Annotated in this window: 24 protein-coding genes; 9 read left to right on the top strand and 15 right to left on the bottom strand. The window is 69.1% G+C overall.

Going from position 1 to position 23,043, the window contains the following annotated elements; all coding sequences use genetic code 11:
- Window positions 1–26: 26 nt before the first annotated feature.
- The 12 genes from QLQ85_RS12115 to QLQ85_RS12060 all read right to left on the bottom strand — a co-directional run bounded on the left by QLQ85_RS12115 (window position 27) and on the right by QLQ85_RS12060 (window position 11,113).
- Window positions 27–2,507: an NAD-dependent epimerase/dehydratase family protein gene (locus QLQ85_RS12115; protein ID WP_282739221.1), complete on the bottom strand. Its 2,481-nt coding sequence runs from the start codon at window positions 2,505–2,507 to the stop codon at window positions 27–29.
- A gap of 247 nt (window positions 2,508–2,754) precedes the next feature.
- On the bottom strand, window positions 2,755–3,861 hold the full coding sequence (locus QLQ85_RS12110) for a GGDEF domain-containing protein (protein ID WP_282739220.1): 1,107 nt from the start codon (window positions 3,859–3,861) through the stop codon (window positions 2,755–2,757).
- Between the two features lie 520 nt (window positions 3,862–4,381).
- On the bottom strand, window positions 4,382–5,404 hold the full coding sequence (gene yejK / locus QLQ85_RS12105) for a nucleoid-associated protein YejK (protein WP_282739219.1): 1,023 nt from the start codon (window positions 5,402–5,404) through the stop codon (window positions 4,382–4,384).
- A gap of 119 nt (window positions 5,405–5,523) precedes the next feature.
- Complete coding sequence (locus tag QLQ85_RS12100; RefSeq protein ID WP_282739218.1) at window positions 5,524–6,285, bottom strand: ABC transporter permease; 762 nt, start codon at window positions 6,283–6,285, stop codon at window positions 5,524–5,526.
- Window positions 6,282–7,205 carry an ABC transporter ATP-binding protein gene (locus QLQ85_RS12095; protein WP_282739289.1) on the bottom strand — a complete coding sequence of 308 codons (924 nt, stop codon included), beginning with the start codon at window positions 7,203–7,205 and terminating at the stop codon, window positions 6,282–6,284. The genes QLQ85_RS12100 and QLQ85_RS12095 overlap by 4 nt, the downstream gene beginning before the upstream one ends.
- Window positions 7,206–7,212: 7 nt before the next feature.
- The gene (locus tag QLQ85_RS12090) at window positions 7,213–7,419 is read right to left on the bottom strand and encodes a DUF6494 family protein (RefSeq protein WP_282739217.1); all 207 of its coding nucleotides are present in this window, start codon (window positions 7,417–7,419) and stop codon (window positions 7,213–7,215) included.
- A 142-nt stretch (window positions 7,420–7,561) separates the two neighbouring features.
- Window positions 7,562–7,840, bottom strand: a complete 279-nt coding sequence (locus QLQ85_RS12085; RefSeq protein WP_282739216.1) for a peptidylprolyl isomerase — start codon at window positions 7,838–7,840, stop codon at window positions 7,562–7,564.
- Window positions 7,841–7,933: 93 nt separating this feature from the next.
- Window positions 7,934–8,254 carry a hypothetical protein gene (locus QLQ85_RS12080; protein WP_282739215.1) on the bottom strand — a complete coding sequence of 107 codons (321 nt, stop codon included), beginning with the start codon at window positions 8,252–8,254 and terminating at the stop codon, window positions 7,934–7,936.
- Window positions 8,255–8,300: 46 nt separating this feature from the next.
- Window positions 8,301–8,717 (bottom strand): gamma-glutamylcyclotransferase family protein, encoded by a 417-nt coding sequence (locus tag QLQ85_RS12075; RefSeq protein WP_282739214.1) that lies wholly within the window; start codon window positions 8,715–8,717, stop codon window positions 8,301–8,303.
- An 83-nt stretch (window positions 8,718–8,800) separates the two neighbouring features.
- Window positions 8,801–9,787, bottom strand: coding sequence for a Vgb family protein (locus QLQ85_RS12070; RefSeq protein ID WP_282739213.1), 987 nt, complete (start codon window positions 9,785–9,787; stop codon window positions 8,801–8,803).
- A gap of 340 nt (window positions 9,788–10,127) precedes the next feature.
- A complete protein-coding gene (locus QLQ85_RS12065; protein WP_282739212.1) occupies window positions 10,128–10,760 on the bottom strand; it encodes a DsbA family oxidoreductase in 633 nt (210 codons plus the stop codon).
- Window positions 10,761–10,765: 5 nt separating this feature from the next.
- Entirely contained in the window at window positions 10,766–11,113 is a 348-nt protein-coding gene (locus QLQ85_RS12060; protein ID WP_282723966.1) for a putative quinol monooxygenase, read from the bottom strand.
- A gap of 142 nt (window positions 11,114–11,255) precedes the next feature.
- Here QLQ85_RS12060 and QLQ85_RS12055 point away from each other — a divergent pair, with 142 nt between their 5' ends.
- From QLQ85_RS12055 to QLQ85_RS12025, 7 genes are all read left to right on the top strand, one after another.
- Window positions 11,256–11,996, top strand: coding sequence for an aspartate racemase/maleate isomerase family protein (locus QLQ85_RS12055; RefSeq protein ID WP_282739211.1), 741 nt, complete (start codon window positions 11,256–11,258; stop codon window positions 11,994–11,996).
- A 70-nt stretch (window positions 11,997–12,066) separates the two neighbouring features.
- The gene (gene trxC, locus QLQ85_RS12050; protein WP_282739210.1) at window positions 12,067–12,507 is read left to right on the top strand and encodes a thioredoxin TrxC; all 441 of its coding nucleotides are present in this window, start codon (window positions 12,067–12,069) and stop codon (window positions 12,505–12,507) included.
- Window positions 12,508–12,608: 101 nt separating this feature from the next.
- Window positions 12,609–13,598: an alpha/beta hydrolase gene (locus tag QLQ85_RS12045; RefSeq protein WP_282739209.1), complete on the top strand. Its 990-nt coding sequence runs from the start codon at window positions 12,609–12,611 to the stop codon at window positions 13,596–13,598.
- 48 nt (window positions 13,599–13,646) lie between these two features.
- Window positions 13,647–13,964 carry a cupin domain-containing protein gene (locus tag QLQ85_RS12040; protein ID WP_282739208.1) on the top strand — a complete coding sequence of 106 codons (318 nt, stop codon included), beginning with the start codon at window positions 13,647–13,649 and terminating at the stop codon, window positions 13,962–13,964.
- A gap of 57 nt (window positions 13,965–14,021) precedes the next feature.
- A complete protein-coding gene (locus QLQ85_RS12035) occupies window positions 14,022–14,492 on the top strand; it encodes a GFA family protein (RefSeq protein WP_282739207.1) in 471 nt (156 codons plus the stop codon).
- Between the two features lie 75 nt (window positions 14,493–14,567).
- Complete coding sequence (locus QLQ85_RS12030) at window positions 14,568–15,821, top strand: methyltransferase (protein WP_282739206.1); 1,254 nt, start codon at window positions 14,568–14,570, stop codon at window positions 15,819–15,821.
- 45 nt (window positions 15,822–15,866) lie between these two features.
- Window positions 15,867–16,301 carry a GFA family protein gene (locus QLQ85_RS12025; RefSeq protein WP_282739205.1) on the top strand — a complete coding sequence of 145 codons (435 nt, stop codon included), beginning with the start codon at window positions 15,867–15,869 and terminating at the stop codon, window positions 16,299–16,301.
- Between the two features lies 1 nt (window position 16,302).
- On the opposite strand, the gene QLQ85_RS12020 is transcribed toward QLQ85_RS12025, so the two are convergent.
- The 3 genes from QLQ85_RS12020 to QLQ85_RS12010 are packed head-to-tail and all read right to left on the bottom strand — an operon-like array spanning window position 16,303 to window position 20,895.
- The gene (locus tag QLQ85_RS12020; protein ID WP_282739204.1) at window positions 16,303–17,898 is read right to left on the bottom strand and encodes a tetratricopeptide repeat protein; all 1,596 of its coding nucleotides are present in this window, start codon (window positions 17,896–17,898) and stop codon (window positions 16,303–16,305) included.
- A gap of 53 nt (window positions 17,899–17,951) precedes the next feature.
- Window positions 17,952–19,088, bottom strand: a complete 1,137-nt coding sequence (locus tag QLQ85_RS12015) for an extracellular solute-binding protein (RefSeq protein ID WP_282739203.1) — start codon at window positions 19,086–19,088, stop codon at window positions 17,952–17,954.
- On the bottom strand, window positions 19,075–20,895 hold the full coding sequence (locus tag QLQ85_RS12010; protein ID WP_282739202.1) for a chloride channel protein: 1,821 nt from the start codon (window positions 20,893–20,895) through the stop codon (window positions 19,075–19,077). The genes QLQ85_RS12015 and QLQ85_RS12010 overlap by 14 nt, the downstream gene beginning before the upstream one ends.
- Before the next feature lie 58 nt (window positions 20,896–20,953).
- Between QLQ85_RS12010 and QLQ85_RS12005 the strand changes: the two genes are divergently transcribed.
- Window positions 20,954–21,493 carry a PH domain-containing protein gene (locus tag QLQ85_RS12005; protein ID WP_282739201.1) on the top strand — a complete coding sequence of 180 codons (540 nt, stop codon included), beginning with the start codon at window positions 20,954–20,956 and terminating at the stop codon, window positions 21,491–21,493.
- The gene (locus QLQ85_RS12000; protein ID WP_282739200.1) at window positions 21,490–23,025 is read left to right on the top strand and encodes a PH domain-containing protein; all 1,536 of its coding nucleotides are present in this window, start codon (window positions 21,490–21,492) and stop codon (window positions 23,023–23,025) included. Before QLQ85_RS12005 ends, QLQ85_RS12000 begins: the two co-directional genes overlap by 4 nt.
- Window positions 23,026–23,043 lie beyond the last annotated feature (18 nt).

Below are 23,043 nucleotides of genomic sequence, written 5' to 3'. Positions count from 1 at the left end.
TTCGGCTGCAGATGCCGTGGTTCAAGCTACCCCAGCAGCCGGCTCCAGCGACCGTAGCGGCCGTGGATCGGCCCACGGCGAAGGCTCGCGACGATGACGGCGGCACCACAGACGAGGCTGGACAGCGTCGCCAGCGGGCCGGCGCCGTGCAGGAAGGGGGTGAAGAACAGCATCGACGCCAGCGGGATCAGCAGCCAGCGTGCCGGACGGGCCGACTCCGCCATGGCGATGACGGATACGGTGATGATCAAGGCCCCGAGCAGGTGGTCCCAGTCGGCCAGGGTGCCCGCGTTGCCCAGCGTCACGCGGGTGAACATCAGCCAGGCGCCGATCAGCATGCACAGCGCCAGGTTCCACGGCAGGGTCACGCCGGTACGCAGCGCCTCTCCGGCGATGGCCAGGGGAGTGCGCTGGAAGTCTTCCTCCACCGGCTCGCTGGGGCCCTCGTCGGTGTCGCCGGTGAAGAAGATCTTGAGCAGCGGGGCCCCTGCACGATGGCGACGCCGGAGAAACTCCCCGGTGGCGACGAATTCGTTGAAGGCATAGGCGATCTGCAGCAGCATCGCGCCCGCCTGGATCAGGCACAGGGTACACCAGGTGCCGATGAGAATCGGCTGGATGATGATGAAGGTCACCGAGACCACCCCCAGCGGCACGATCAGGATGCCGAAGGAGGCCACCACCCAGGGCATGGTGCGCCAGCGCTGCGTGGTGCCCAGCAGGCCGATGAGAATTTCCAGGAGATAGACGATGCCACCCAGCCCGGCATCGGGGATCGGCCAGGCCTCGGAGGCCTCGGAGGTGATGATGTCCTCGGTACCGTTGAGCCCGCCCCGCGTGCCGCCGAAGAACGGGTCCCAGACGGCGTCGATGTGGCCCAGCTGATAGGCCGCCAGATAGCGGGAGACGAACAAGCCCACGAACGCCAGGACGATGATCGGCATGCGCTGGAACCAGCTCGAAGGGTTGTTGTTCCAGCCCGGCGGCATGGTGGGGCCGGTGGTCGCTGCCACCGGCGACACGCCCGGCGCCGGCCGCACCAGCACGGAGAAGCCGATGGCCAGGCTCCCCGCCAGGGTACCGTTGAGATAGGCGGCGGCACTCTCGGTCCAGAACACCAGCGGGGCGAACAGCAGCCACAGGCCGACCGTGGCGCAGGCCCAGCGTGCCCAGGCGTTGCGCCAGGAGAGGGAGATGGCGGCAAGCACCATCAGCAGCAGCCCCGAGGCGATATCGCTGTAGACCATGCCGCCGGTGGCGTAACCCAGTGTCGATGGCGAGGTGATCAGCCAGGCGCCCAGGGCGATGTTCAGGAAATGGGCCCACAGGTTCCGATGGTGCTGGCGCAGGAACTGCTCGTGGTGCTGTTCCAGGACGCGCTCGGGATCGCGCCCCTTCCTGTCGGCCACCTCGACCCAGTCCGGGGGGGTGATGCCATTGGCCTTGTACCAGCCGCGCGGGTCCTCCAGCAGGCTGTCGACGATATCCGCCAGGCTATCGAAGAGGGCGTGGCGGGGTTCCCAGCCGAGCTGTTCCCGGGCCCGGTGGATGTCCAACTCGTAGTGATCGTTGGCCATGTCGATCATGAAGGGCCGGATGAAGGGCTTCTCGCCCTTGTCGAAATCGTCCGGTATCAGCGGTTCGCTCTTCTCCTCGATCAGGGCGCCGGCCTTGGCGATCGGCCCGGGCACGGTGATCGTCTTCCAGCCCTCCTTGCCGTGAATCAGTTCGCCGAGCCGGTTCTGCAGCGCCTCGTAACTGAGGCTATGCTCCTCGCCGATCAGGATCTCGTTCTCCGCCGGCAGGTCATGGCGCCTGTCGATGGTGCGTCGGAAGGCATCAATCATGTCGTCCTTGTGGAGGCATGCCTGACCGGCGCCGGTATTGCCCGCGTACAGGTGGCTCTTCAGGTTGCGCTCGTAGATACGCGCTATCTGATGGGAAAGGGTGGGGACGCAGGTGCTTTCGTCGTACATCCCGGCCAGCCGCAGCAGGGTATAGGGCATGTCGCCGGCCTGTTCACGAATGACCGCTTCCGTTTCGGCCTTCGACCGTGGATAGGCCCAGGTCGGGGCCAGCGGGGTATCCTCGGACACCTTCCTGCCCGGGACCTGGGGCTCGTGGACGAGCATGGTGCTCGAGTAGATGAACCGTTCCACGTTCAGGCCCCCCAGGGCGGCCAGCAGGTTGTGCGTGCCCTGAACGTTGACCTTGTCGTAGAGGGGCGATGCCTCGCCGGTGAAATCGAAATAGGCCGCGAGATGGACCACGGCGGCGATGTCCTTGCCATGGCGGTCGGCCAGCCGCTCCATGGCCTGCCTGACGGAATCGGCCGAGGTGAGATCGAACTCGTAGCTGTCGTCCGCCTCTTCGGCGCGCCGCATGTCCAGGCCGATGATCCGGTAGTCGCGTTTCAGGCTGCGCGTCAGGGCGGTGCCGATGCCGCCAGCGGCACCGGTAATCACCACCACCGGCCTTTGCCGAGTCCCTCGTTCCTCGTCCTGCATGGCAAGAGATCCTTGTGCCGAAATGTGATAAGCCTTCATCTCGACGCATGACGGTCTGGCACTCAAGCTAGTTCGGAACACCGCGACCCGGCAACCGCCTCCCCGGGGTCGCTGCCATCGTTTCAAGGAGAGTGGGAATGCGCCTGAGAAGCCTCCCGGACCTGCACCTCGCGCCCGGCGGTTACCCCGGCGAATTCGAGCCGGCACGGTTCGTGCCGGACCGGGGCATCGAGCTCTGATGCCGCAATCAGGCCTCCATGGCAGACAGCGAGGGGCCGTGGTGAGCGACCACCACACAGTTGCGGCCCCGGGCCTTGCCGTCGTAGAGGGCCTGGTCGGCACGCAGCAGGGCCGGGTCGAGCCGTGTCTCGCCGGGTTCGACCCGGCTGATGCCCACCGTCACCGACAGCGCATGCCGATCGGGCACCATCGGCAGCGACAGGCTGGCGACCCGCTCGCGCAACCGTTCGGCGATGGTCGTGGCGGTATACAGGTTGGCCTTGGGCAGGGCGATGACGAATTCCTCGCCGCCATAGCGGCCGATGATGTCGGTCTCGCGCAGTACCGACTGGCAGCAGCTCGCCACGGTCGTCAGCACGATGTCGCCCACCGCATGACCATGGCGGTCGTTGAGGCTCTTGAACAGGTCGATGTCGACCATGCACAGCACCAGGGGTGAGTGGTCGCGCTGCGCGCGGCGCAACTCCCGCTCGGCCAGCTCGAAGAAGCGGCGGCGGTTGGCGATCCCGGTCAGGTCGTCGGTGCAGGCCATGTAACGCAGCCGCTCCTCCAGCTGGCTGCGCTCCTCGATCTCGGACTGTAGCTGCCGATTGATGGCGCGCTCTTCCAGCAGCGAGGCGAACTGCTCACGCTGCAGCCGGTTCAGGCGGAGCACGCTCATCCAGCCCAGCAGGTTGACGAACCCCAGCAGCAGCAGGCTGGTGGCCATCAGTCCGCCGGGAAGGGGATCCCACAGCGGCACGACGATGGCGAAGCCGGTGACCAGGTAGACATTCCAGATCAACATCCAGGGCAGCCGGTTGGGCACGAACAGGTAGAGCGCCATGCTGGCGACCACGATCGAGGCGAGATGAATACCGTCCGGGGCGGGTCGCAGCGGGATGGTCAGCAGCAGGGTGCTGATGCCGAGCAGGCAGATCAGGTTGATCGGCAGGGGGCGTTGCGCCAGGGCGGTTCGCTTCCTCAACGCGAGGGCCAGCAGTATGCAGGCCAGTGCCACCGATGTTCGCGTGGTGATCAGGACGAAGAAGGCGTTGCTGAAGCCCAGCAGGTGGTAGTCGGCCACGCTGAAGGCGAGAAACAGTCCGGCGGCAACCCACAGGGCGTGGCGCATCTGGCAGGCATCATGTGCCTGCATGGTACGGCGGAAGAGGGCTTCCAGGGCCGAGTCATGAAACTCGGCACGCCAGCCCAGTTCAGTCGAACCCCCAGTGTCTGTCTTGCCAGCAGCCATGCGGCACATTCCTTGAGGTCGCGGCATCCACCTGGATCGGCAACGGTGTGCCGGATGCCTTCCGTCGTGTTGTGATCTTGCCGGTTCGGAGAGCGCCGGCATCTAACTTGATTGAGGGCACCGGAACAAGCATGGCCAAGAACGGTGCGATCTGCCAGCGACCCGAGAGGCCTCTCGGGCAGAACCTAACGCCGGTTGTAAGAGAATGCCGACAGTCGATGAATGAGCGGAGTACTAAGCCTTGTTTCCCATTATCTCCCAGCTTTTCCCGTCTGGTTAAGCACTTGCGCCATGTCGGTATGGAGCCCCTCGGACCGGGTTCGCGAGATCGGGCTCAGACCGAGGATGAAAAAAATCAGGCGTGTCGGCGGCCTCACACTTTGGTCCACTGGTGAGGACGTCATCCACCCTGCCGCTTGAGCTGCTCGCGTAGTTGCTTGGGCACCTGCTTGATGATCAGCCGGTCGGCCGCCTCGTCGTACTCGATGCTGGAACCGAGCAGGTGGGAGTCGAAGCTGATCGAGACACCACCGGCGCGGCCGGTGAAGCGGCGGAACTGGTGGAGGGTCTTCCTGTCCGGCGGGATCTCCGGCGAGAGGCCGTAATCGGCGTTGCGGATATGGTCGAAGAAGGCCTTCGGCTGCTGCTCGTCGAGCACTTCCGAGAGCTCCTCCAGGGTCATCGGCTCACCGCGGCTGGCCTGGTCGCTGGCGTAGCCGATCAGCGCCTCCGTCTTCTCGCGACTCCGCTCCTCGGGCATGTCCTCGCTCTCGACGTAGTCGCTGAAGGCCTTGAGCAGGGTGCGGGTCTCGCCGGTGGCGTCGACGCCTTCGGTGGCACCCAGCAGCTCGGCGAAGCCCTCGGCGAGCTTGCGCCCGCCGCGGTCGCGGGTCCAGGAGAGGTACTGCTTCGAGGGCGAGTCGCCGCGCCACTGGCTCAGGTTGAGCCGCGCGGCCAGGCTCATCTGGCTCAGGTTAAGCTGGCGCACCGGGGCGACGGCCAGGTCGTCGCCGATGCCGAAGCCCTCGCGATGGTGCAGCAGTGCCAGGGTCAGGGTCTCGGTATCGCCCTGCCGGGTATGGGCCACCAGCAGGTGGCCGGAGAGCGACAGGTGGGCAGCGACCAGGGCGGCGATGCGCTCCCCCAGCTCACGGCTGAAGGCGACGAAGTCCCGCTCGTCCTCGAGATAGGCGACCAGTGACGCGGGAAAGGCGGAGGACCCGCTTCCGGCGTCTTCCTCGTCAGCGTCGGCGAGGAAGTGGCCCCAGGCCTTGGGCTTGGCGTGGTAGGCCTTGTTGATGCCTTCCAGCAGGTCGTCCTGGGCGGGCGAGGGGGCCAGCTCGACCGTGGCCGGGGCGAGCGTCGCCGGCGTCTCGCCGGTCTCCTTGTCGATGCGATGGACGATGCTGTGCAGAATCGGCATGGGGGCTCCTGGCGGGTTGGCGAGGCGCGATGATACCCGCCTCGGGGCTGTCGTCGAAACCCGGATCAGGGCTGATATCAAGAACCCCCGCGTCAGGGCTGATATCAAGAACCCCCGCGTCAGGGCTTCAGTCGATAGCCGCTCTTGAAGATCCAGGCCACCACCGCCAGGGCGACGCCCAGGAACAGCAGGATCATGCCCAGACTGATCACCGGGCTGACGTCGCTGATGCCGTAGAAGCTCCAGCGGAAGCCGCTGATCAGGTAGACCACCGGGTTGGCCAGGGTCACCGCCTGCCAGAAGGGGGGCAACATCTCGATGGAGTAGAAGGTGCCGCCGAGAAAGGTCAGCGGAGTGATCACCAGCAGCGGCACCAGTTGCAGTTTCTCGAAGCCGTCGGCCCAGATGCCGATGATGAAGCCGAGCAGGCTGAAGGTCACCGCCGTGAGCACCAGGAACAGCAGCATCATGATCGGGTGGTCGATGGAGTAGGGCACGAACAGCCGCGCAGTGACCAGCACGATGGCGCCCAGTATCAGCGACTTGGTGGCCGCCGCACCGACATAACCGACCACCACCTCGAAGTAGGACATCGGCGCCGAGAGGATCTCGTAGATCGAGCCCGAGAAACGCGGGAAGAAGATGCCGAAGGAGGCGTTGGAGACGCTCTGGGTCAGCAGCATCAGCATGATCAGGCCCGGCACGATGAACGCGCCATAGCTCACGCCGTCGACCTCGGTGATGCGCGTGCCGATGGCCGCGCCGAACACCACGAAGTAGAGCGAGGTGGAGATCACCGGCGAGACGATGCTCTGCAGCACGGTGCGCAGGCTGCGGGCCATCTCGGCGAGATAGAGGGTCTTGACGGATTGCAGGTTCATGCACGCTCCCGAACCAGGCTGACGAAGATGTCCTCCAGCGAGCTCTGGCGGGTATGCAGGTCCTTGACCCGCAGCCCCACCGCCTCGAGGTCGGCCAGCAGCCCAGAGATGGTCGAGCCCTGCTCTTGGCTGGCGGCGTCGTAGCTGTAGACCAGGGCATGGCCGTCGTCGGTGAGAGACAGCGCGTGGCCGGCCAGCGACTCCGGCACGCTGTCCAAGGGCTCGTGCAGGTGCAGGGTCAGTTCCTTGCTGCCGAGCTTGTGTATCAGCGCCGCCTTCTCCTCGACCAGCACGATCTCGCCGCGGCGGATCACGCCGATGCGGTCGGCCATCTCCTCGGCCTCCTCGATGTAGTGGGTGGTGAGGATGATCGTCACCCCCTGGTGGCGTAGCTCGCGGACCACTTCCCACATCTCGCGGCGCAGTTCCACGTCGACCCCGGCGGTGGGCTCGTCGAGGAACAGCACCAGGGGCTCGTGGGCCAGGGCCTTGGCGATCAGCACCCGGCGCTTCATGCCGCCGGAGAGCTCCAGCAGGCGGTTGTCGCGTTTCTCCCACAGGGTCAGGGCCCGCAGCACCTTCTCGATGTGCGCCGGGTCCTTCGGCTTGCCGAACAGCCCGCGGCTGAAGGTCACCGTGTCCCACACCGTGGTGAAGGCCTCGTTGGTCAACTCCTGGGGCACCAGGCCGATCAGCTGGCGGGCGGCACGGTAGTCGCGCACGTTGTCGTGGCCATCCACCAGCACCCGACCGGCGCTGGCGTTGACCAGCCCGCAGATCACGCTGATCAGGGTGGTCTTGCCCGCGCCGTTGGGGCCGAGCAGGGCGAAGATCTCGCCGCGGCGGATCTCCAGGTCGACGCTCTTCAGCGCCTGGAAGCCCCCGGCGAAGGTCTTCGATATACCCTCGACGCGAATCATCGGTGCCTCACTCAAGGGTGATGTCTCCCTCGAACTCGAGATCGAGCTCCAGGCCGGCGACCTGCACCCGCACGCTCGCCGGCAGCGACTCGTCACCCTTGAGCCGGCCCTCGGCGAGTGCCTGCTGCACGGCCTGCTCGATCGCCTGCTGGGAGTTCACGCCCACGTTCTTCAACAGCCTGCGGATGCTCTGGTGAAAGGTATCGTCGTTCATCGGTAAATCCTGTTGGAGTGAGTGGCGAAGCATTCCCATCCTAGCGCGGGATGGTCGGCGACACACGATCCCTCGCCCGCCATGACGAACGCCGCGGCGGTCACCCACGCGCGGCGTTCGGAACTCGCTCGGCAGCAACGGCTCACGTCCGGCTGGTGATCTCCAGCAGGTGGTAGCCGAACTGGGTCTTCACCGGGCCGTGCACCTTGTTCAGCTCGCCCGAGAACACCACTTCATCGAACTCGCGGACCATCTGGCCCGGGCCGAAGCTGCCCAGATCACCCCCCTGGCGACCGGAAGGGCAGGTGGAGTGCTCGCGTGCGACCTCGGCGAAGTCGCGGCCGCCCTCGATCTCGGCCTTGAGTTCCTGACACTTCGCCTCGCTGTCCACCAGAATATGACGTGCGGTTGCCCTGGCCATGTTGCTCTCCTGAAAGGTCGGCATGGATGCCGGTTGAAGGTCCGGGAAGGATAGCATGACGTCCCTGTTCCGGGTCGACATGCCCGCCCGTGTCTAGTCACCGCTCCCTATCCGTAGCCGCAGCGTCTGCAACCCGTCCAGCTCCATGCGCAGCTCGTCGGAGAACAGCGGGTGGCCGGTGAGGCGGAGTTCCACCGTGGCCTCGGCACCCCGGTAGGTGACGTCGGCCGAGACCGTCGCCCGGGTGCTCAGCGGGGCCAGCGGGGCATAGTCGATACGCTCCACCTCGAGGGCGGTGAGGCCGCGGTCGGCCATCGCCTGCTTGACCTCCTGCTTGACGGCCACGCCGTAGTAAACGTAGAGCCCGCCATAGGCCAGGCCGGCGATGATGATGAGAGAGAAGAGTCGTCCCACGGTATGCTCCTTGTGGTGTATCGGCGTGTCCTTGCGGAGCCGCTCGTTATACCACAGTGCGGCGGCCTCCGGGGCAGCGCGGGAACCAGGGACCCTCGCGGATCACGCTGCATCCCGCCACCTCGTGGTTGTAGAGATAGAGCCAGGCGGGCCCGAATGCGGTCGTGTGAATGGCGCGGTCGAAATCGCCGTGCTTCGGATATCTGACGCGGTAGTCTTCCAGCCGGTCGAGCCCGGCCAGTTGCTGGGCCGTGACGCGAAAGACTTCGACCTCGATGCCCCGGGAGGGCTCCGGCTTGGCGCCCGGGAAGGGCCCGAGGTCATAGAGCGTGGCCGTGGTGAGGAAGTCCTTGCCCAGGAAGTCGGCGCCATGGAGCCAGTGGTGGTTGCGCAGCCCACGCTTCAGCGTGCCATAGACGGCCACCAGAGGCGTTCGGGTGACGGCGATGGCGGGTGTGTTCATGGTCCGGGCCTCCGGGAAGAGAAGGGATGTATCGAGGAATCACAGGGGCCGGCGAGGCGGCCCGATCGGTGGCCGCCCCCGCCCTATGGCAGCCGGGCGCGGCCGATGGTGTTGGCATCGGTGCCGAACCAGATGGCGCGGCTCTCGGCATCGAAGACCATGTGACGCACGGTACCGCCGCCGCTGGCGATCTCCACCGGCTCGGTGAAGGTCTCGCTGGACGGGTCGAAGCCGACGAAGCGATTGGGCTGCACGCCGGTCTCGACGAACCACAGGCGCCCCCGATCATCCGCGGCCATGGCGTAGGGGCGCGACGCCCTGCCGGCCGGGGTCGGCCATTCGTCGACCTCGCCGCTGGCCGGATCAAGGCGGCCCAGGTAGCCGCCGAGATAGTCGACGTACCATATGCTGCCGTCGTCGGTCACGGCCAGCCGGCGCGGGCGCGCCGTATCGCGGGGCAGCTCGATCTCCTCGACCTCGCCATCGGTCACCGTCGCCAGCTTGTGGGAACCGAACAGGGTCGCCCAGGGGCGGTCATCGGCGTCCACTACCAGGCCGTAGGGGCGTGCCCCCGGGGTCGGCACCTCGTGCAAGGTCATCGTCAGGCTCCGAGCCTCGAGATGCCCGAGCTGGTTGCCACGCGATACGCTGAACCAGATATCGCCGTCGCTCGCGAAGTCCATGGTGTGGACGTCGCGGGTGCCGTCGCCCGGCAGCATCAGGCGCTCGATATCGCCGCTGTCGGGGTCGAGCAGGCCGATGTGCCGGGCCCGGTTGCCGGCGTACCAGGCGCCGCGTTCATCGGCGATCACCGTATGCGGGCCGACGCCATCGTCCAGCTCGTAGCGCTGGAACTCGCCGCTCTGCGGGTCGAAGCGGCCGAGGTAGTCGCCACGCTGGCCGACGAACCAGACCCGGTCGGGGCCCGACACCCAAGGGTCGCGTGGCCGCGTGTTCTCCCAGGGCACTTCCCATTCGGTGATTTCCACCTCCATGGTCGCTGCCTGTGCGGCTCCGGGAAGCAGGCACAGGCCGGCGACCATCAGGGCCAGCAGGGTGCGCGTAGGCATGACCGATACCCCCTCGTCAGTTCAAGGCAGAGCATCCTCCCCCCGGGCAATCGCAGTTACCCAAAGCGAGAGGCGCCGGGGACAGGTCGAAGAGGGGGCCTATTCCATGGATGGAATCGCCCAGGGAGGGGTTCACAGCGCCCCCTCGCAGACCTGTCGCCGGAACAGCGTCAAGCGTTACCGCCATCTGCGATAGCCCTGATCCTCCCCCTAGTCTGGCCCATTCGGGGCGCGCCATCCGCTCGAGTCGGGAACGCCTGCGGTTGCCGCGGTGCTCGCGGTCTCCACCCTGTGGGCGCCCCGAGGATCGCGGAGCAGCGGCGATGTCGATAGGCGGCGCTCAACTGGCCCCGACTATGGCTTCGCGCAGCACCTCGGGGGGCTGGGCACCCGACAGGGCGGTCTGGCCATTGATGATGAACATCGGCACGCCGCCGATGCCGAGCCGGCGGGCGTGGGCCAGCGCGCCACGCACCTCGGCCACCCCCTCTCTGCTCTCGAGAAACGTTGGCACGTCCACGCCGTACAGGCCTCCGGCATCAGCGGCGTCGGCGAGCACGCGGGCATCGCCGATATCCTCGCCGTTCACGAAATAGCGCGCGAACAGCTCGTCGACCACCGACTGCTGCACGCCATGCCTGCCGGCCAGCCAGATCAGCCGGTGGGCAGCGAAGGTGTTGGGGGTGCGCGTCATGCGCTCGTGGTGGATCTCGATCCCGGCACGGCGGGCGGCCGCCTCCACCTGGGCATCCAGCTCCAGGGAGCGTTCCCAGGAGCCGAACTTGGCGGTGCGGTAGTCGCGGCGCGACATGCCGCCCGGTGGCATCGCCGGGTTGAGCTCGAAGGGCTGCCACGCCACGCTGACGGCGATATCGTCGGGCAGGTCGGCCAGGGCCAGCGCCAGGTGGCGCTTGCCGATGAAACACCAGGGACAGATGGCGTCGGAGATGACCGTGACGTCGACATGGGGCATGGTGGTTACACCTGCGGGGCGTCGTAGTCGACCGGCTCGTCGGTGTAGACGCAGACGTTGGCGTCTTCGATGTCGCCGTCGGGGGACTCGAGGTGCGCCTCGAAGAACGCGCGGATCTCGCGGCGCTGGCAGTGGGCCTCGAAGGCGTCTCGGTTGGCCCAGATCTCGTGGAAGACGATGGGGTAGCTCTGGCCCCGGGCGAAGGGGTTGTCGATATGGCGCGTCACGGTATAGAGCAGGCAGGCGTCCTCGCGGTGGGCGTTGGGCTCCAGCGCCTGCAGCGCCCTGAACACGGCTTCTTCCCTGCCGGGCCTGGGCTTGAAACCGGCGGTGCAGTAGATCTTCTGTGACATGACGCCTCCTGATGGGTGAACGGAAGGGACGATATCACCTCGGCGGGCCGGGGCCTAACCGCCGGCCCCTCCTGCCGAGTCCGGGACAACACGCTATGCTGGTCCGGCGCGGCTACAGCATCGACCGACGGGGAGAACGACGATGTCGCCTGATCAGTGCCTGGGAATCCTGCTTCCCGAGGACGGGCCGACCGATTACGAGTGGTATGGGTTGGGCACGCCAGGGGCTTCCGCCGCCGCGGACCTGCCCCGGATCGAGGTGGGAAAGATTCCGAGCGACGGGCACCATGAACCGGCGGCCTTGACGGCGCTGGGGGCGGTGGATCGACTGTCGCCGGTGGGTGAGGCACTGGTCCGCCGCTCCGGGGCGCAGGCCGTCGTGTGGGCCTGCACCAGCGGCAGCTTCATCGGCGGGCTCGCGTGGGCCAGGGCTCAGGCAGACGCGCTGGGGAGGGCGCTGGGCGTACCGGTGACCAGTACGGCGCTCGCCTTTCATGAGGCGCTGTCGGCTCTGGGCCAGCGCCGCGTGGATCTGCTGAGCCCTTACCCGGAGGACGTGACCCGTCGCCTGGTACGGTTCCTGGGGGAAGGTGGCGTGGAGGTCGGGCATCTCGAGGTACTCGACTGCCCCTATGCGGCGGATTCGCATCGGCTCGACATCACCGAAGCGGTGCGCACCTTCGGCCGGGACCATGGGGAGTCCGGTGTGCCGCTGCTGGTTCCCGATACCGCGGTCAACACCCTGCGGTGGCTGGCAACGATGAACCGGCAAGCCAGGCGGGTGGTGCTGACCGCCAACCAGGTGAGCCTCTGGGCGGGCCTGAAGCGTCTGCGGTGGCCCCGAATGCCGGAGCGATACCTGGAGTGCCTGGCCCGGGCATGAGGTAGCCTTGATGTGTGGTGCCAGCATCACCATCTTGGAGTCGACCTCACTTTCCCACAGGAGCCGTGCCATGCCCGAATCATTGACCCTCGGCTGCCCGCACTGTGGCGCCGTCAACCGTGTCGGTCAGGCACGGCTGCATGACGCCCCGCTGTGTGGCAAATGCAAGCGAGCACTCTTCACCGGTGAGCCGGTCGAGCTGACCGCTGGCAATTTCCGTGCCCTGGTCGAGCGCAGTGGACTGCCGGTAGTGGTGGATTTCTGGGCCAGCTGGTGTGGGCCGTGCCAGACGATGGCGCCGATCTTCGCCGCAGCGGCGCGCGAGCTGGAGCCGCGGATCCGTTTCGCCAAGCTGGATACCGAGGCCGAGTCGGCACTGGCCGGGCGCTTCGGCATCCGCAGTATCCCTACGCTGATCGTATTCCGCGAGGGCCACGAGGTGGCTCGCCAGCCGGGCCTGTTGCAGGGGGCGCAGTTGCGACGCTGGCTGGAGCCTCAGCTGCTGGCCTAGCCGGCACGGGCCGAGGCAGGCGGGCACCTCGAGAGTCATTGGCCCGACAACCTTCGCTCGGATTGGCTGTCTCGATAGGGTAGCCATCCAGGAGACATTCGATGATCCGATTCGCTCTGAGTGCCCTGGTACTCGCCCTGGGCGTCAACGCGGCATGCGCCCAACCCGATACCGACACGCGGGACCCGGGCACGACCGGCGCGATGACGCTGGAAGCGCTCGCGCAGGAGCCGATTACCTTCGAGCTCGACGTCCCCTATGCGGAGACCGACAATCCCCGCCAGCGTCTCGACCTCTACTTGCCGGAAGACCCGGCCGACGAACCACTGCCGGTGATCGTGTTCTTCCACGGCGGTGGCTGGTCCCGGGGCGACAAGGCCGATGGCGCCGCCCACGTGATGCCCTTCGTGCGCAGTGGCGAGTATGCCGCGGTGTCGGTGGGCCATCGCCTGTCGGAAGAGGCCACCTGGCCCGCTCAGCTGCACGATGGCAAGGCGGCGATTCGCTGGATCAAGGCGAATGCCGATGCCCATGGCCTGGATCCTGACCGGTTGGCCGTATGGGGCCGGAGTTCCGGCGGCCATCTCGCCCTGATGCTCGGCATGACCGGCGACGAGCCGAAACTGGAGGGCGATCTCGGCCCCTACGACGAGGTGACCAGCGAGGTCGCCGCGGTGGTGAACTTCTTCGGCGTGACGGACATGCTGGCGCTGATCGATCAGCCCAGCGACTTCGACCGGTCGAGCCCCGAGGCGCCTGAAGCGCTGCTGTTGGGTAGTGCGCTGCCGGAGACCGAAGAGCAGGCCGTCGGGGCGTCGCCGGTGACCTATGTGAGCGACGGTGATCCGCCGGTGCTCACCCTGCATGGCGACAAGGACACCGTGGTGCCCTACGATCAGGCCGTTCGCCTGGACGTCGCCTTGACCGATGCCGGCGTGTCCAGCTACTTCATCACCGTGCCGGGCGCCGGCCATAATGACTTCCCGGAGGAGGCCGGGAAGCGGGTGGCGATCTTCCTGTCCCGGGTACTGCTCGGCGAGGAGGGCGAGATTCCCACCGAGCCGCTGGTGACGCAGTCGTCGAACGGCTGAGGCGTCGCCGGCGACATGCCGAGCCGAGATCGCGGAGGTGAGTGCCCGATGAAGAACCTGTTCGCATCGATTCCCGACGACCTCGACGACGAGCTGTTCGAGGAGATTGTGCGTGGCGAGACTGTCCGTGTGGAGCGCATCGTGTCACGCGGGCACAGCTCCCCCGCCGAGGGGTGGCATGACCAGTCATGGCACGAATGGGTGCTGGTGCTCGAGGGCGGGGCCATCCTGGCGTTCGAGGACGGCGAAGAGGTGACGCTCGGGCCCGGCGACCACCTGGAGATAGCGGCTCACCGGAAACACCGGGTCAAGTGGACGGCACCGGAGCGGGCCACCCTGTGGCTGGCCGTCCATTATCCGGCATGAGGGCGCCCCCGGAGCGGAGCGCTCGTGCCGACTCTCGTGATCGTTGGAGGTGAATTCATGTTGCTTGAAGGTTCCTGTCACTGCGGTGCAGTACGCTTCAGCGTCGAGTCACCGCATCCCTATCCCTACCAGCGCTGCTACTGTTCGATCTGCCGCAAGACCGCGGGCGGCGGCGGCTATGCCATCAACCTCAGCGGCCGTGCCGACACCCTCAGGATCGAGGGCGCCGTGCACAAGAAGGTCTACCATGCCGTGATCGACGGCGAGGAGAGCCCCGGCGAGCGGCATTTCTGTGCGCACTGTGCCAGTGCGCTCTGGGTCTTTGACCCCCGCTGGCCGGAGCTGGTGCACCCCTTCGCCTCGGTGGTCGACACCGAACTGCCGGTACCGCCCGAGCGGGTGCATCTCCTGCTGGAGAGCAAGGCCGGCTGGGTGGAGCCCGAGGTGCGTGACCTCGATCGGTGCTTCGACGGCTACCCCGAGGAGAGCATCGCCGAGTGGCACGAGCGGCGGGGCCTGGTGACGTAGGTTGCAGCCACGGCAAGGCCGTTGCCCCTGTCCTGTGCGACAATGGCGCCGCGCAACGCCATTTGAGGCCCCCTCTTGCCGATTTCCCATGCCGAGCGCCTCACGCGGCTCACAGCGCTGCTCGCCGAGTGGCAGGGTGTCTGGCGGCCGTTGCCGTTCCGGCACCGCCAGCCACCCTGGGCCGGGCACCTTCCCGGGCTCGGGCAGACGCTGCTGGCGCTCTCCGATGAGGCCTGCGACAGGCTCCAGGCCGACCCCTTCGTGGCATCGCCGCTCTCGTCATGGCTGCCGGTCGCGGAGCTGGGCGAGCTGGTGGCGCTACCCGAGCTGCCGGCTGGGGATACCGGCCTGCCGGGTCCCTGGAGCCAGCATGTGGGCGGGCGCAAGTGGCGACAGATCGAGGCCTTCGTCTCCCGGGTAGCGTGGTCGCCGGGCCAGTCGCTGGTGGAGTGGTGTGCCGGCAAGGGGCACCTGGCACGGACCCTGGCCCGCTGGCACGGGACCGATGTCGCGGCGCTGGAGTGGCAGCCGGTACTGTGTAACGAAGGGCAGGCGCTCGCCGACCGCCTGGGCGCGGCGGTGTACCTGCAGCCACAGGATGTCCTGGCGCCGGACGCGGCCCGGTGGCTGACGCCCGACACCCACGTTGTTGCGCTGCATGCCTGCGGCGATCTGCACGTCCGGTTGCTGGAGCTCGCCGCGGAGCGCGGTTGTGCGCTCACCCTGGCGCCGTGCTGCTACCAGCGCACCGCGGCCGAGCATTACCGGCCGCTCTCGCGGCTCGGCCGCGACCTGGCCGGCCGCCAGGGCCTCGAGCTGTCCCGTGACGATCTGGCCCTGGCCGTGCAAGAGACCGTGACCGCTCCGCGCCACGTGCGGCGAAGCCGCGAGCGGGCCGGTGCCTGGCGGCTGGGCTTCGACCTGCTGCAGCGGCAGCTGCGCGGCCGCGACGACTACCTGCCGGTGCCGAGCCTCGCCTATGGCCGCCTACCCGAGACCTTCGCCGGCTTCTGCCGCTGGGCGGCGGAGCGGAAGGGGCTGACGCTGCCGGCCGCCGTCGACTGGGCGACAGCCGAGCAGGCGGGGTGGCGGCGCCAGGCCGAGGTGCGACGGCTGGAACTCGTCCGCCACCTGTTTCGTCGTCCGCTGGAGGTGTGGCTGGCCCTCGACCGACTGCACCTGCTGGAGGAGGCCGGCTTCACGGTGGAAGCCGGCACCTTCTGCGAGCGCGACCTGACCCCGCGCAACCTGCTGCTGCGGGCGGCGAGATGTCGCGGCTCTGACGGACCCTCTGCCGGCTGCTGGTCGCGGGCCGGGCAACTACACTGAGATGGCATCGGTGTCGTGAGCCGGACCGGGCTCGGGAGGTAAGCCATGAGCGAGGGGCAGCAGTATCGGGGCAGCTGTTTCTGTGGTGCGGTGCAATTGCTGGTGAAGGGCGAACCGGCAGCGATGGGGTACTGCCATTGCGATTCCTGCCGTCGCTGGTCGGCCGGCCCGGTGAATGCGTTCACGCTCTGGAAGCCGGAGGCGGTCGAGGTGACCCAGGGGGGCGACAACCTGGGCAGTTACCAGAAGACGCCGGCAAGTATCCGCAAGTGGTGCCGGACCTGTGGCGGTCATGTCATGACCGAGCATCCCGGCATGGGGCTGATCGATGTCTATGCCGCGGTCATTCCGGACTTTCCGTTCACGCCGGGGCTTCATGTCCACTATCAGGAGTCGGTGCTGCGGTTGCCCGACGGCCTGACCAAGCTGAAGGACATGCCGGCCGCGATGGGCGGTTCGGGGCAGACGCTGGATGAGTAGTTCAAAAGCGCGACGCCGGCAGCCAGACGTCGGCTCGTGCCCAGGCCCGCTCGAACCGCTCCTCGACGCTGGCGGCGGCTTCCTCTTCCCCCCGGGCGGCGAGGCTCTGCGCCAGGCCCTTCAGCGACCAGCCGTTGTTCGGGTGGATCTCCAGGGCTTCGCGGTAGACCGCTTCGGCCGCCTCGGGCCGGTTCGCCTCGAGCAGTACCGCGCCGAGCACATGGCGGGCCGGGATCGGCCAGGGTTCGGGTTCACGGTACGGGAGGCCGTCCTCGATGGCGATCGCTTCGCGCAACGACGCCTCGGCGGCCTCGAAGCGCCCGTCGGCCGCGGCGATCTCGCCGGCCAGGGTGTGCATGGCGATGCCGAGCAGGGCGACGCGGTAAGCGGCGTCTTCGGGCGTCTCCCCGCGGATGCCGCGAATGGCTTCCAGCGCCTCCTCGGCCGCTTGGGAATCGTTGGTGCGCAGGTGGGCGAGCCCTCGCGCGAACTGCCCCATGGCAGCCTGGAAGGGCTCCTCCGGCGCGGTCGTCCGTTCGAGCAACTCGTTCCAGCGGCCGAAGCGGGCGAGTTGCAGCTCGTGGCGGAACGCCATGGCGGGGTGTTCGCGGGCCAGGTCCCGAGCGGCCGACAGGGCCACGCCGCTCTGCCCGTCCATCCAGGCCGCGAAGACCAGCATCGCCGTGTTGTGGGCCGCATAGACGCTGACCGCCTCGCCGTGCCGGGCGGCCTGGTCCACCATCCGCGCCTTCTGGTTGCCGCGCACGGCATCGCCGTAGCGGCCGATGTTCAGGTAGACATGCGAGGGCATGTGCTGGATATGGCTCACGCCGGGAATGGCGTCGGCCAGCAAGTCCGCGCAGGCCTCGGCGCGCCGCGGCTCCCAGGCCTCCACCGCGTGGATGTACAGGTGGCAGGCGCCGGGATGCTCGAGGTCTGCCGCCAGAACGGCCTCCAGCTCCGCGATCGCCCTGTGCGCGACGGGATACGGCTGGCCATCCTCGTCGATCAAGTCCCAGGGACGCAGCAGCATCAGCGATTCGGCATGGAGGGTGCGCACCTCGGGGTCGTTGCCGTGCGTCGCCGCGGCGGCGGCCATGGCCTCGGCGTAACCCTCGGCCGCCACGTCGCCGTCTGGGGGGGCCGGGTAGCGCGCGGCCATGGCCTCGATCAGCGCCCGTTCCCAGGAGGTGACGCCATCGGCCCGCTCCAGTGCCTGCCGCGCGGCCTGGGCGGCGTCTTCGTGGTCGCCAACGCCGCCGGGATTGTTCAGGTAGGGCCCCAGGGCCCAGGCCTCGCCCCAGTAGCACAGGGCGCAATCCGGATCATGCGCCTGGGCGGCCCGGAACGAGCGAGCGGCCCGTGCGCGGGCGAAACCGTAGGCCAGGCGGAGCCCCTGGTCGAAGTACGCCTGGGCACGGGCCGACTCGGTGGTCACTACCCGGCCGTAGTCGCCCCCCTCGACGTGGCGGGGAGCGGCGTCGCCCGCCTGGGCCGGCGGGAACGCACAGCCGGTCGTCGCGACCAGGACGACACCGGCAACGGCTCCGGTGGTCGAGCGACTCGTCGAGAAGGCGGTCAGGAATGGCATAGGCATGGTGTGTTCTCCCGCATCGTCGGCTCCTCTCGTGGGCTCGGTGCACCGCCGCTCTACTCGCCCTCGCGTGTCGCCAGCCAGTCGCCGAAATAATCGTTGATACGGCCCAGGGTGCGGGCGTACCACGCCTCGTCCTTGGCCAGCGCCCGTTCGGCGTTCAGCGGATGGGTGGGGATGTGCAGGCGCATGTCGACGCCGCTGTCGGGGTGGGTGGTGACCTGGACGGCCGCTGAGTGACGGGCCGGGCCGTAGGGGATGTGCCGTGCCAACTCGGCGAGGCGCTCGGTGGTGGTGGCGAAGCGGATGAAGTCCCGGGCGGCCTCGGGGTGGGGGCTGCCGCGGGGGATCGTCCAGGTCTCGTGCTCCTGGACCTGACCGTCCCAGAGGATCTCGATCGGCACTCGCCGGTTGACCATGGCGTCGAAGAAGCGGCCGTTGTACCCCGACGCCATGACCACCCGGCCTTCGGCCAGCAGCCGCGGCGGGGTATCGCCGGCCTCCCACCAGTGGATCTCGTCGAGCTCGCCGAGTCGCTCCAGCGCCAGGTTCAGGCCGCGCCGGGTGCTGAGCAGGCCGTAGAGTTCCTCCCGGGGCACGCGATAGGAGAGCAGGGCCCACTCCAGGTTGACCGCCGGGGTGCGCTGCAGGGCCCGGGGCCCGGGAAACTGCTGCTGGTCGAAGAGATCGGCGATGGTGGTGGGGCGCTTGCCGGGGAAGGCGTCACGCCGGTAGGCGACCACCGTGGCGAAGATGGTGTGGGTGATGGCGCAGCGCCCGAAGGAGCCGGGCAGGAAGTCCTGCTCCGCTGGGGTGCCATCCGGGGCCGGGGCCAGCAGCGCGGGCGAGAGCGGGCGCAGCAGCCCCTCCTCGCAGGCGGCCATGGCCTCGCTGCGGGTCATGTCGATGACGTCCCAGGGCACCTCGCCGGCCTCGACGGCGCGGCGCAGGCCGTCGAGCCCGCCGTCGTACTGCACCACCTCGACCCGCCGGCCGGTGCTGGCCGTGTAGGGCTCGAAGAGCGCGGCGCGCTGGGCGCGCTCGTAGGCGCCGCCCCAGCTCAGCACGGTCAGGACCTCGTCGCTCGCGGCCTCGGCCGGCGCCGCGAACAACACCGGCCACAGCAACACCAGCCACAGCAGCGTCGACCCCGGCACGCCGGCCGGCCGTCGGTATCGTTCAACCCGTGCCATGTTCCTCCCGTCGCATCTCGTCGCTGTGGCGCAGGTAGGCGCGGGCGATGCTCGCCTCGAAGACCACCCCGAGGAAGGCGTCCTGTGCGGCGGCGTCGACCACCGGCAGGGCCTCGCCGGTGACGTCCTGCAACCTCGCCATGGCGTCCCACAGCGAGGTGTCCGGCCGCAACAGCGGTCGCTGCGCGGCGGTGACCTCGGCCACCGCTTGCGGGCCCCCGCGTGCCTCGCGGGCGGCTTCCAGGTCGGCGAGGGTCACGCAGCCCCGATACCGCCCCCCGGCGTCGACCAGATAGGCCTCGCCGTGCCTGGCCTGGCCGAGGGCTGTCACCGCCTCGGACACCGGTGTCTCGGGGCGCAGGGTCACGCACTCCCGGGTCAGGTGCTCGGCCACCGGGGTGCTGAGCAGCACGGCGCGCCCGCGTCCAGCCGAGAGGTCCAGGCCACGCGTCTCGAGCTGGATGTCGAACAGCGAGCGGCCGAAGAGCTGGGCGGCGATGGGGCTGGCCAGGGTCACGCTGGCCAGGGCGGCGGTGGTCAGCGCATAGCTGCCGGTGAGTTCGAAGACGATCAGCAGTGTCGTCAGCGGCGCGCCGATCACCGGTGCCGTCACCGCCACCATGCCGCAGACGGCGTAGAACACGAAGGTCTCCTGGGGCGCGCCGCTGAGCTGGCCGACCAGGCTGCCGCACAGGGCCCCGAACAGGGTGCCGATCACCAGGGCGGGGCTGAACACCCCGCCGCTGAAGCCCATGCCCAGGCAGAGCGCCGTGGCGGCGATCTTGAGCCCCAGCACCAGCAGTAGTTCGGCGCTGCCGAAGGCGCCGGCGATGGTGGCGAAGCGCAGGGTCTCCTGGCCCATGCCGAGGATGTCGGGCACCCAGAGGGCGGTGAGCCCCAGCAGCGCCCCGGCCAGGGCCGGGCGCAGCGGCGGGGCGAGCGGCAGGGTGCCGGCCAGGCGCGTCACGCCGAGGATGGCGTGCATGTAGGCCCCGGCGACCAGGGCGCCGAGGCCGCCGATGGCGAGGAAGGCCACGAACTCCCAGGGCATGGGCACGGCGGTGTCGGCGACATGGAAGAGCGCCCCGCGCTCCAGCACGTTGGTGGCGATCACGTAGCCGACCAGGGCGGCCGCGGCCACCGGGGCGAAGGCACGCAGGGCGTAGTGGCGCAGCACCACCTCGTGGGCGAAGACGATGCCCGCCAGGGGCGCGTTGAAGGCGGTGGCGATGGCCGCGGCCACCCCGCAGGCGATGGCGATGTTGTCGTCGGAACGTCCCAGGCGCAGCAGCCGCGCCCCCAGCGAGCCCAGGGTAGCCCCCAGATGCACCAGGGGACCGTACTGACCCACCGAGGCACCGGCACCCAGCGAGATCAGCGCGCTCAGGGCCGACAGGCCGCCGGCCCTGGCGGGCAGCCGGCCACGCCGGGTCTGGACGGCGGCGATCACGTCGGCGGGCGCGTGGGGGCGCCGTTCGGGGATGGCGAGGTGGAGCAGGCCGACGACCAGGCCGCCGAGCGCCGGCACCGCGACGGTGACGGCGATCAACGCCCCGGCGTGATCGAACATCATGCGGCTGCGCGGCGAGATCAGCAGCAGCTCGTTGAGTTCCAGCACCGCGGTGACGAAACCCACGGCGAACAGGGCGGCGATGGCGCCGATGATGGCCCCCAGGAATACCAGGCCGAGGAAACGGACGACCGCCAGGGGGCCACGGCCGGGGCCGATGAGTGCCGGAGACGTGTCCATCCTCAAGGTGTAGGCGCGAAGGGCGCGCAGGGCAAGCATCGGCCCGCCGGCGGTCACGGGCCTTGCCTGCCCTCGCGTATCTGTACGTGCGGTCCGGCTGCTACTCTCTGGAACCATGACGCACACCAATGCCCCGCTCGACCCCGAACGCCTGCCCCGGCTGGAAGAGGCACCGCTGACGCCCGTGTCGCCACGGCTGGCCCCCTGCCAGGCCCTGCAGCAGCTCTGGCGCTGGTGGCTGCTGGCCGTGCTGGCGAGCCTGGTCCCCCTCTCGGAGCCGCCGTTGGCCGACTGGCAGGGGCGGCTGGCCGTCGGCATCGCCGTCCTGGGGCTGGCGATGGCCGTGCTCGCCTGGTTCGAGGCACGGCGTCGCGCCTACGGGCTGCGCGAGCATGACCTCTGCTACCGGCGCGGGCTCTGGGTCCGGCGCACCCAGGTGCTGCCGCTGGTGCGCCTGCAGCACGTGGAGACGCTGAGCACCCCCCTGGAACGGGCCTTCGGCCTGGTGCGCCTGACCTGCTTCACCGCCGGTGGGCGTGGCGCCGACCTGGTCCTCGAGGGCCTGCCCGCCGCGCGTGCCGAGGCGGTCAAGCAGCACCTGCTGGCGCGCCTGGAGGCGGGGCCGGCCGCGCCGCCGGAGGAGCAGGCGCCATGACCCGCGACGCCGCGGGGGACGACGGGCTGGCCGAGTGGCAGCGCCTCTCGCCCTGGGCCATCGGGCTGACACTGGCGACCACCGGCGTGTCACTGGTCCGCGAGCACCTGCCGCTGCTGCTGGCGGCCGGGGCGGGCCTCGCGGTCAGCGACCGTGTCGGGTTGCGCGAGGCGCTGCTGGGCGGCGGCCTGCTGCTGGTGGTGGCGCTGCTGCTGAGCCTGTTCTACTACCGGCGTTTCCGCTTCCGCTTCGACGCCGACGTGCTGGTGATCCAGAAGGGGCTGTTCGTCCACCGGGAGTTCAAGGTCGCGGCCCGGCATGTGCAGCAGACCAGCGTGCAGCAGCCGGCCTGGATGCGCCCCCTGGGCGTGGTGCAGTGGGAGGTCGAGACCCCGGCCGGCGAGGCGGCGTCCATCGCCCTGCCCGGCATCCGGCGCGAGCTGGCCGAGGCGCTGGAGGCCCGCCTGGTCGGGGCCGCGTCACGCAACGGCCCGACGCCGGCAGCGGACGAGACGCCTTCGCCGGTGGAACGTTTCGCCATCACCCCCGGGGCCCTGGTGCTGCACGGGTTGACCAGCCGCTCGCTGGTGGTGATCGCCGCACTGCTCTCGCCCCTGGTGCGGCCGCTGGAGCGCTGGCTGCACGACCGCCTGCCGCAGCTCGACCCCTGGGCTTGGCTGCCGGCGTCGCCGCCGCTGGCGGTGGGACTGGGGCTCGTCGCCGCGCTGGCGGCGCTGATGCTGCTCGCGGTGCTGGCGGCCTGGTGGCGTTTCCATGGCTATGTGCTGCGTGACGACGGCGAGCGCCAGGTCCAGGTGAGCGGCCTGCTGCACCGCCGCTCACAGACCCTGACCCTGCGCCGGCTGCAGGTGGTGGAGTGGGTGCAGACCGGGCCCGGTCGGGCCCTGGGGCGGGGCTACCTGGTCTGTCACCAGTTCGGGGCGATGGCGGGCGGCGAGGTCGCCGAGGCCCGGCGATTCCTGGTCCCCGGCCTGACCGTGGCTCGGGCCAATACGCTGGTGCCATCGCTGTGGCCCGGCCGGGGCGCGGCGCCCTCGCTGACGGCGCCGCTACAGCGGGTGGCCGGGCTCTATCGCCGGGTGCTGTTCCTGCGCCTGCTGCTGGCCATGGTCGCGGGGGTGGGGCTGCTCGCCGGGGTGGCGGGTGACGGGCTGGCCGGGCTGCCGGCCTGGAGCCCGGGGCCGGTGCTGGTGGGCCTGGTCGCCCTGGCGGCCGGGCTGGCGCATCTGCGCTGGCGTTCGCTGGGCTGGTCGTGTCGGGGCGACTGGCTGCGGGTACGTCGCGGTCTCTGGGGGCAGCGCACCAGCCTCTTTCCCGCCGCGCACCTGGTGTCGCTGCAGGTACAGCAGAGCTGGCTGCAGCGCCGTCGCGGGGTGGTGACCCTGCGGCTCTACCTGGCCAGTGGTCGGTTGAGCCTGCCGTTCGTCGAGGAGCGGGTGGCGCTGGCGCTGGCCAACCGGCTGCTGGCGAGCGTCGAGGGGCTACCGGACGAGGGGGCGGCCACGGCGTGATGGCGGTGGCCGGCCGGA

It is taken from the genome of Halomonas kalidii, assembly GCF_030010475.1.
Taxonomy (GTDB): Bacteria; Pseudomonadota; Gammaproteobacteria; order Pseudomonadales; family Halomonadaceae; genus Halomonas; species Halomonas heilongjiangensis.
Note: the sequence above shows the minus strand (reverse complement) of the source record. Positions and strands in the feature narration are given on the sequence as shown.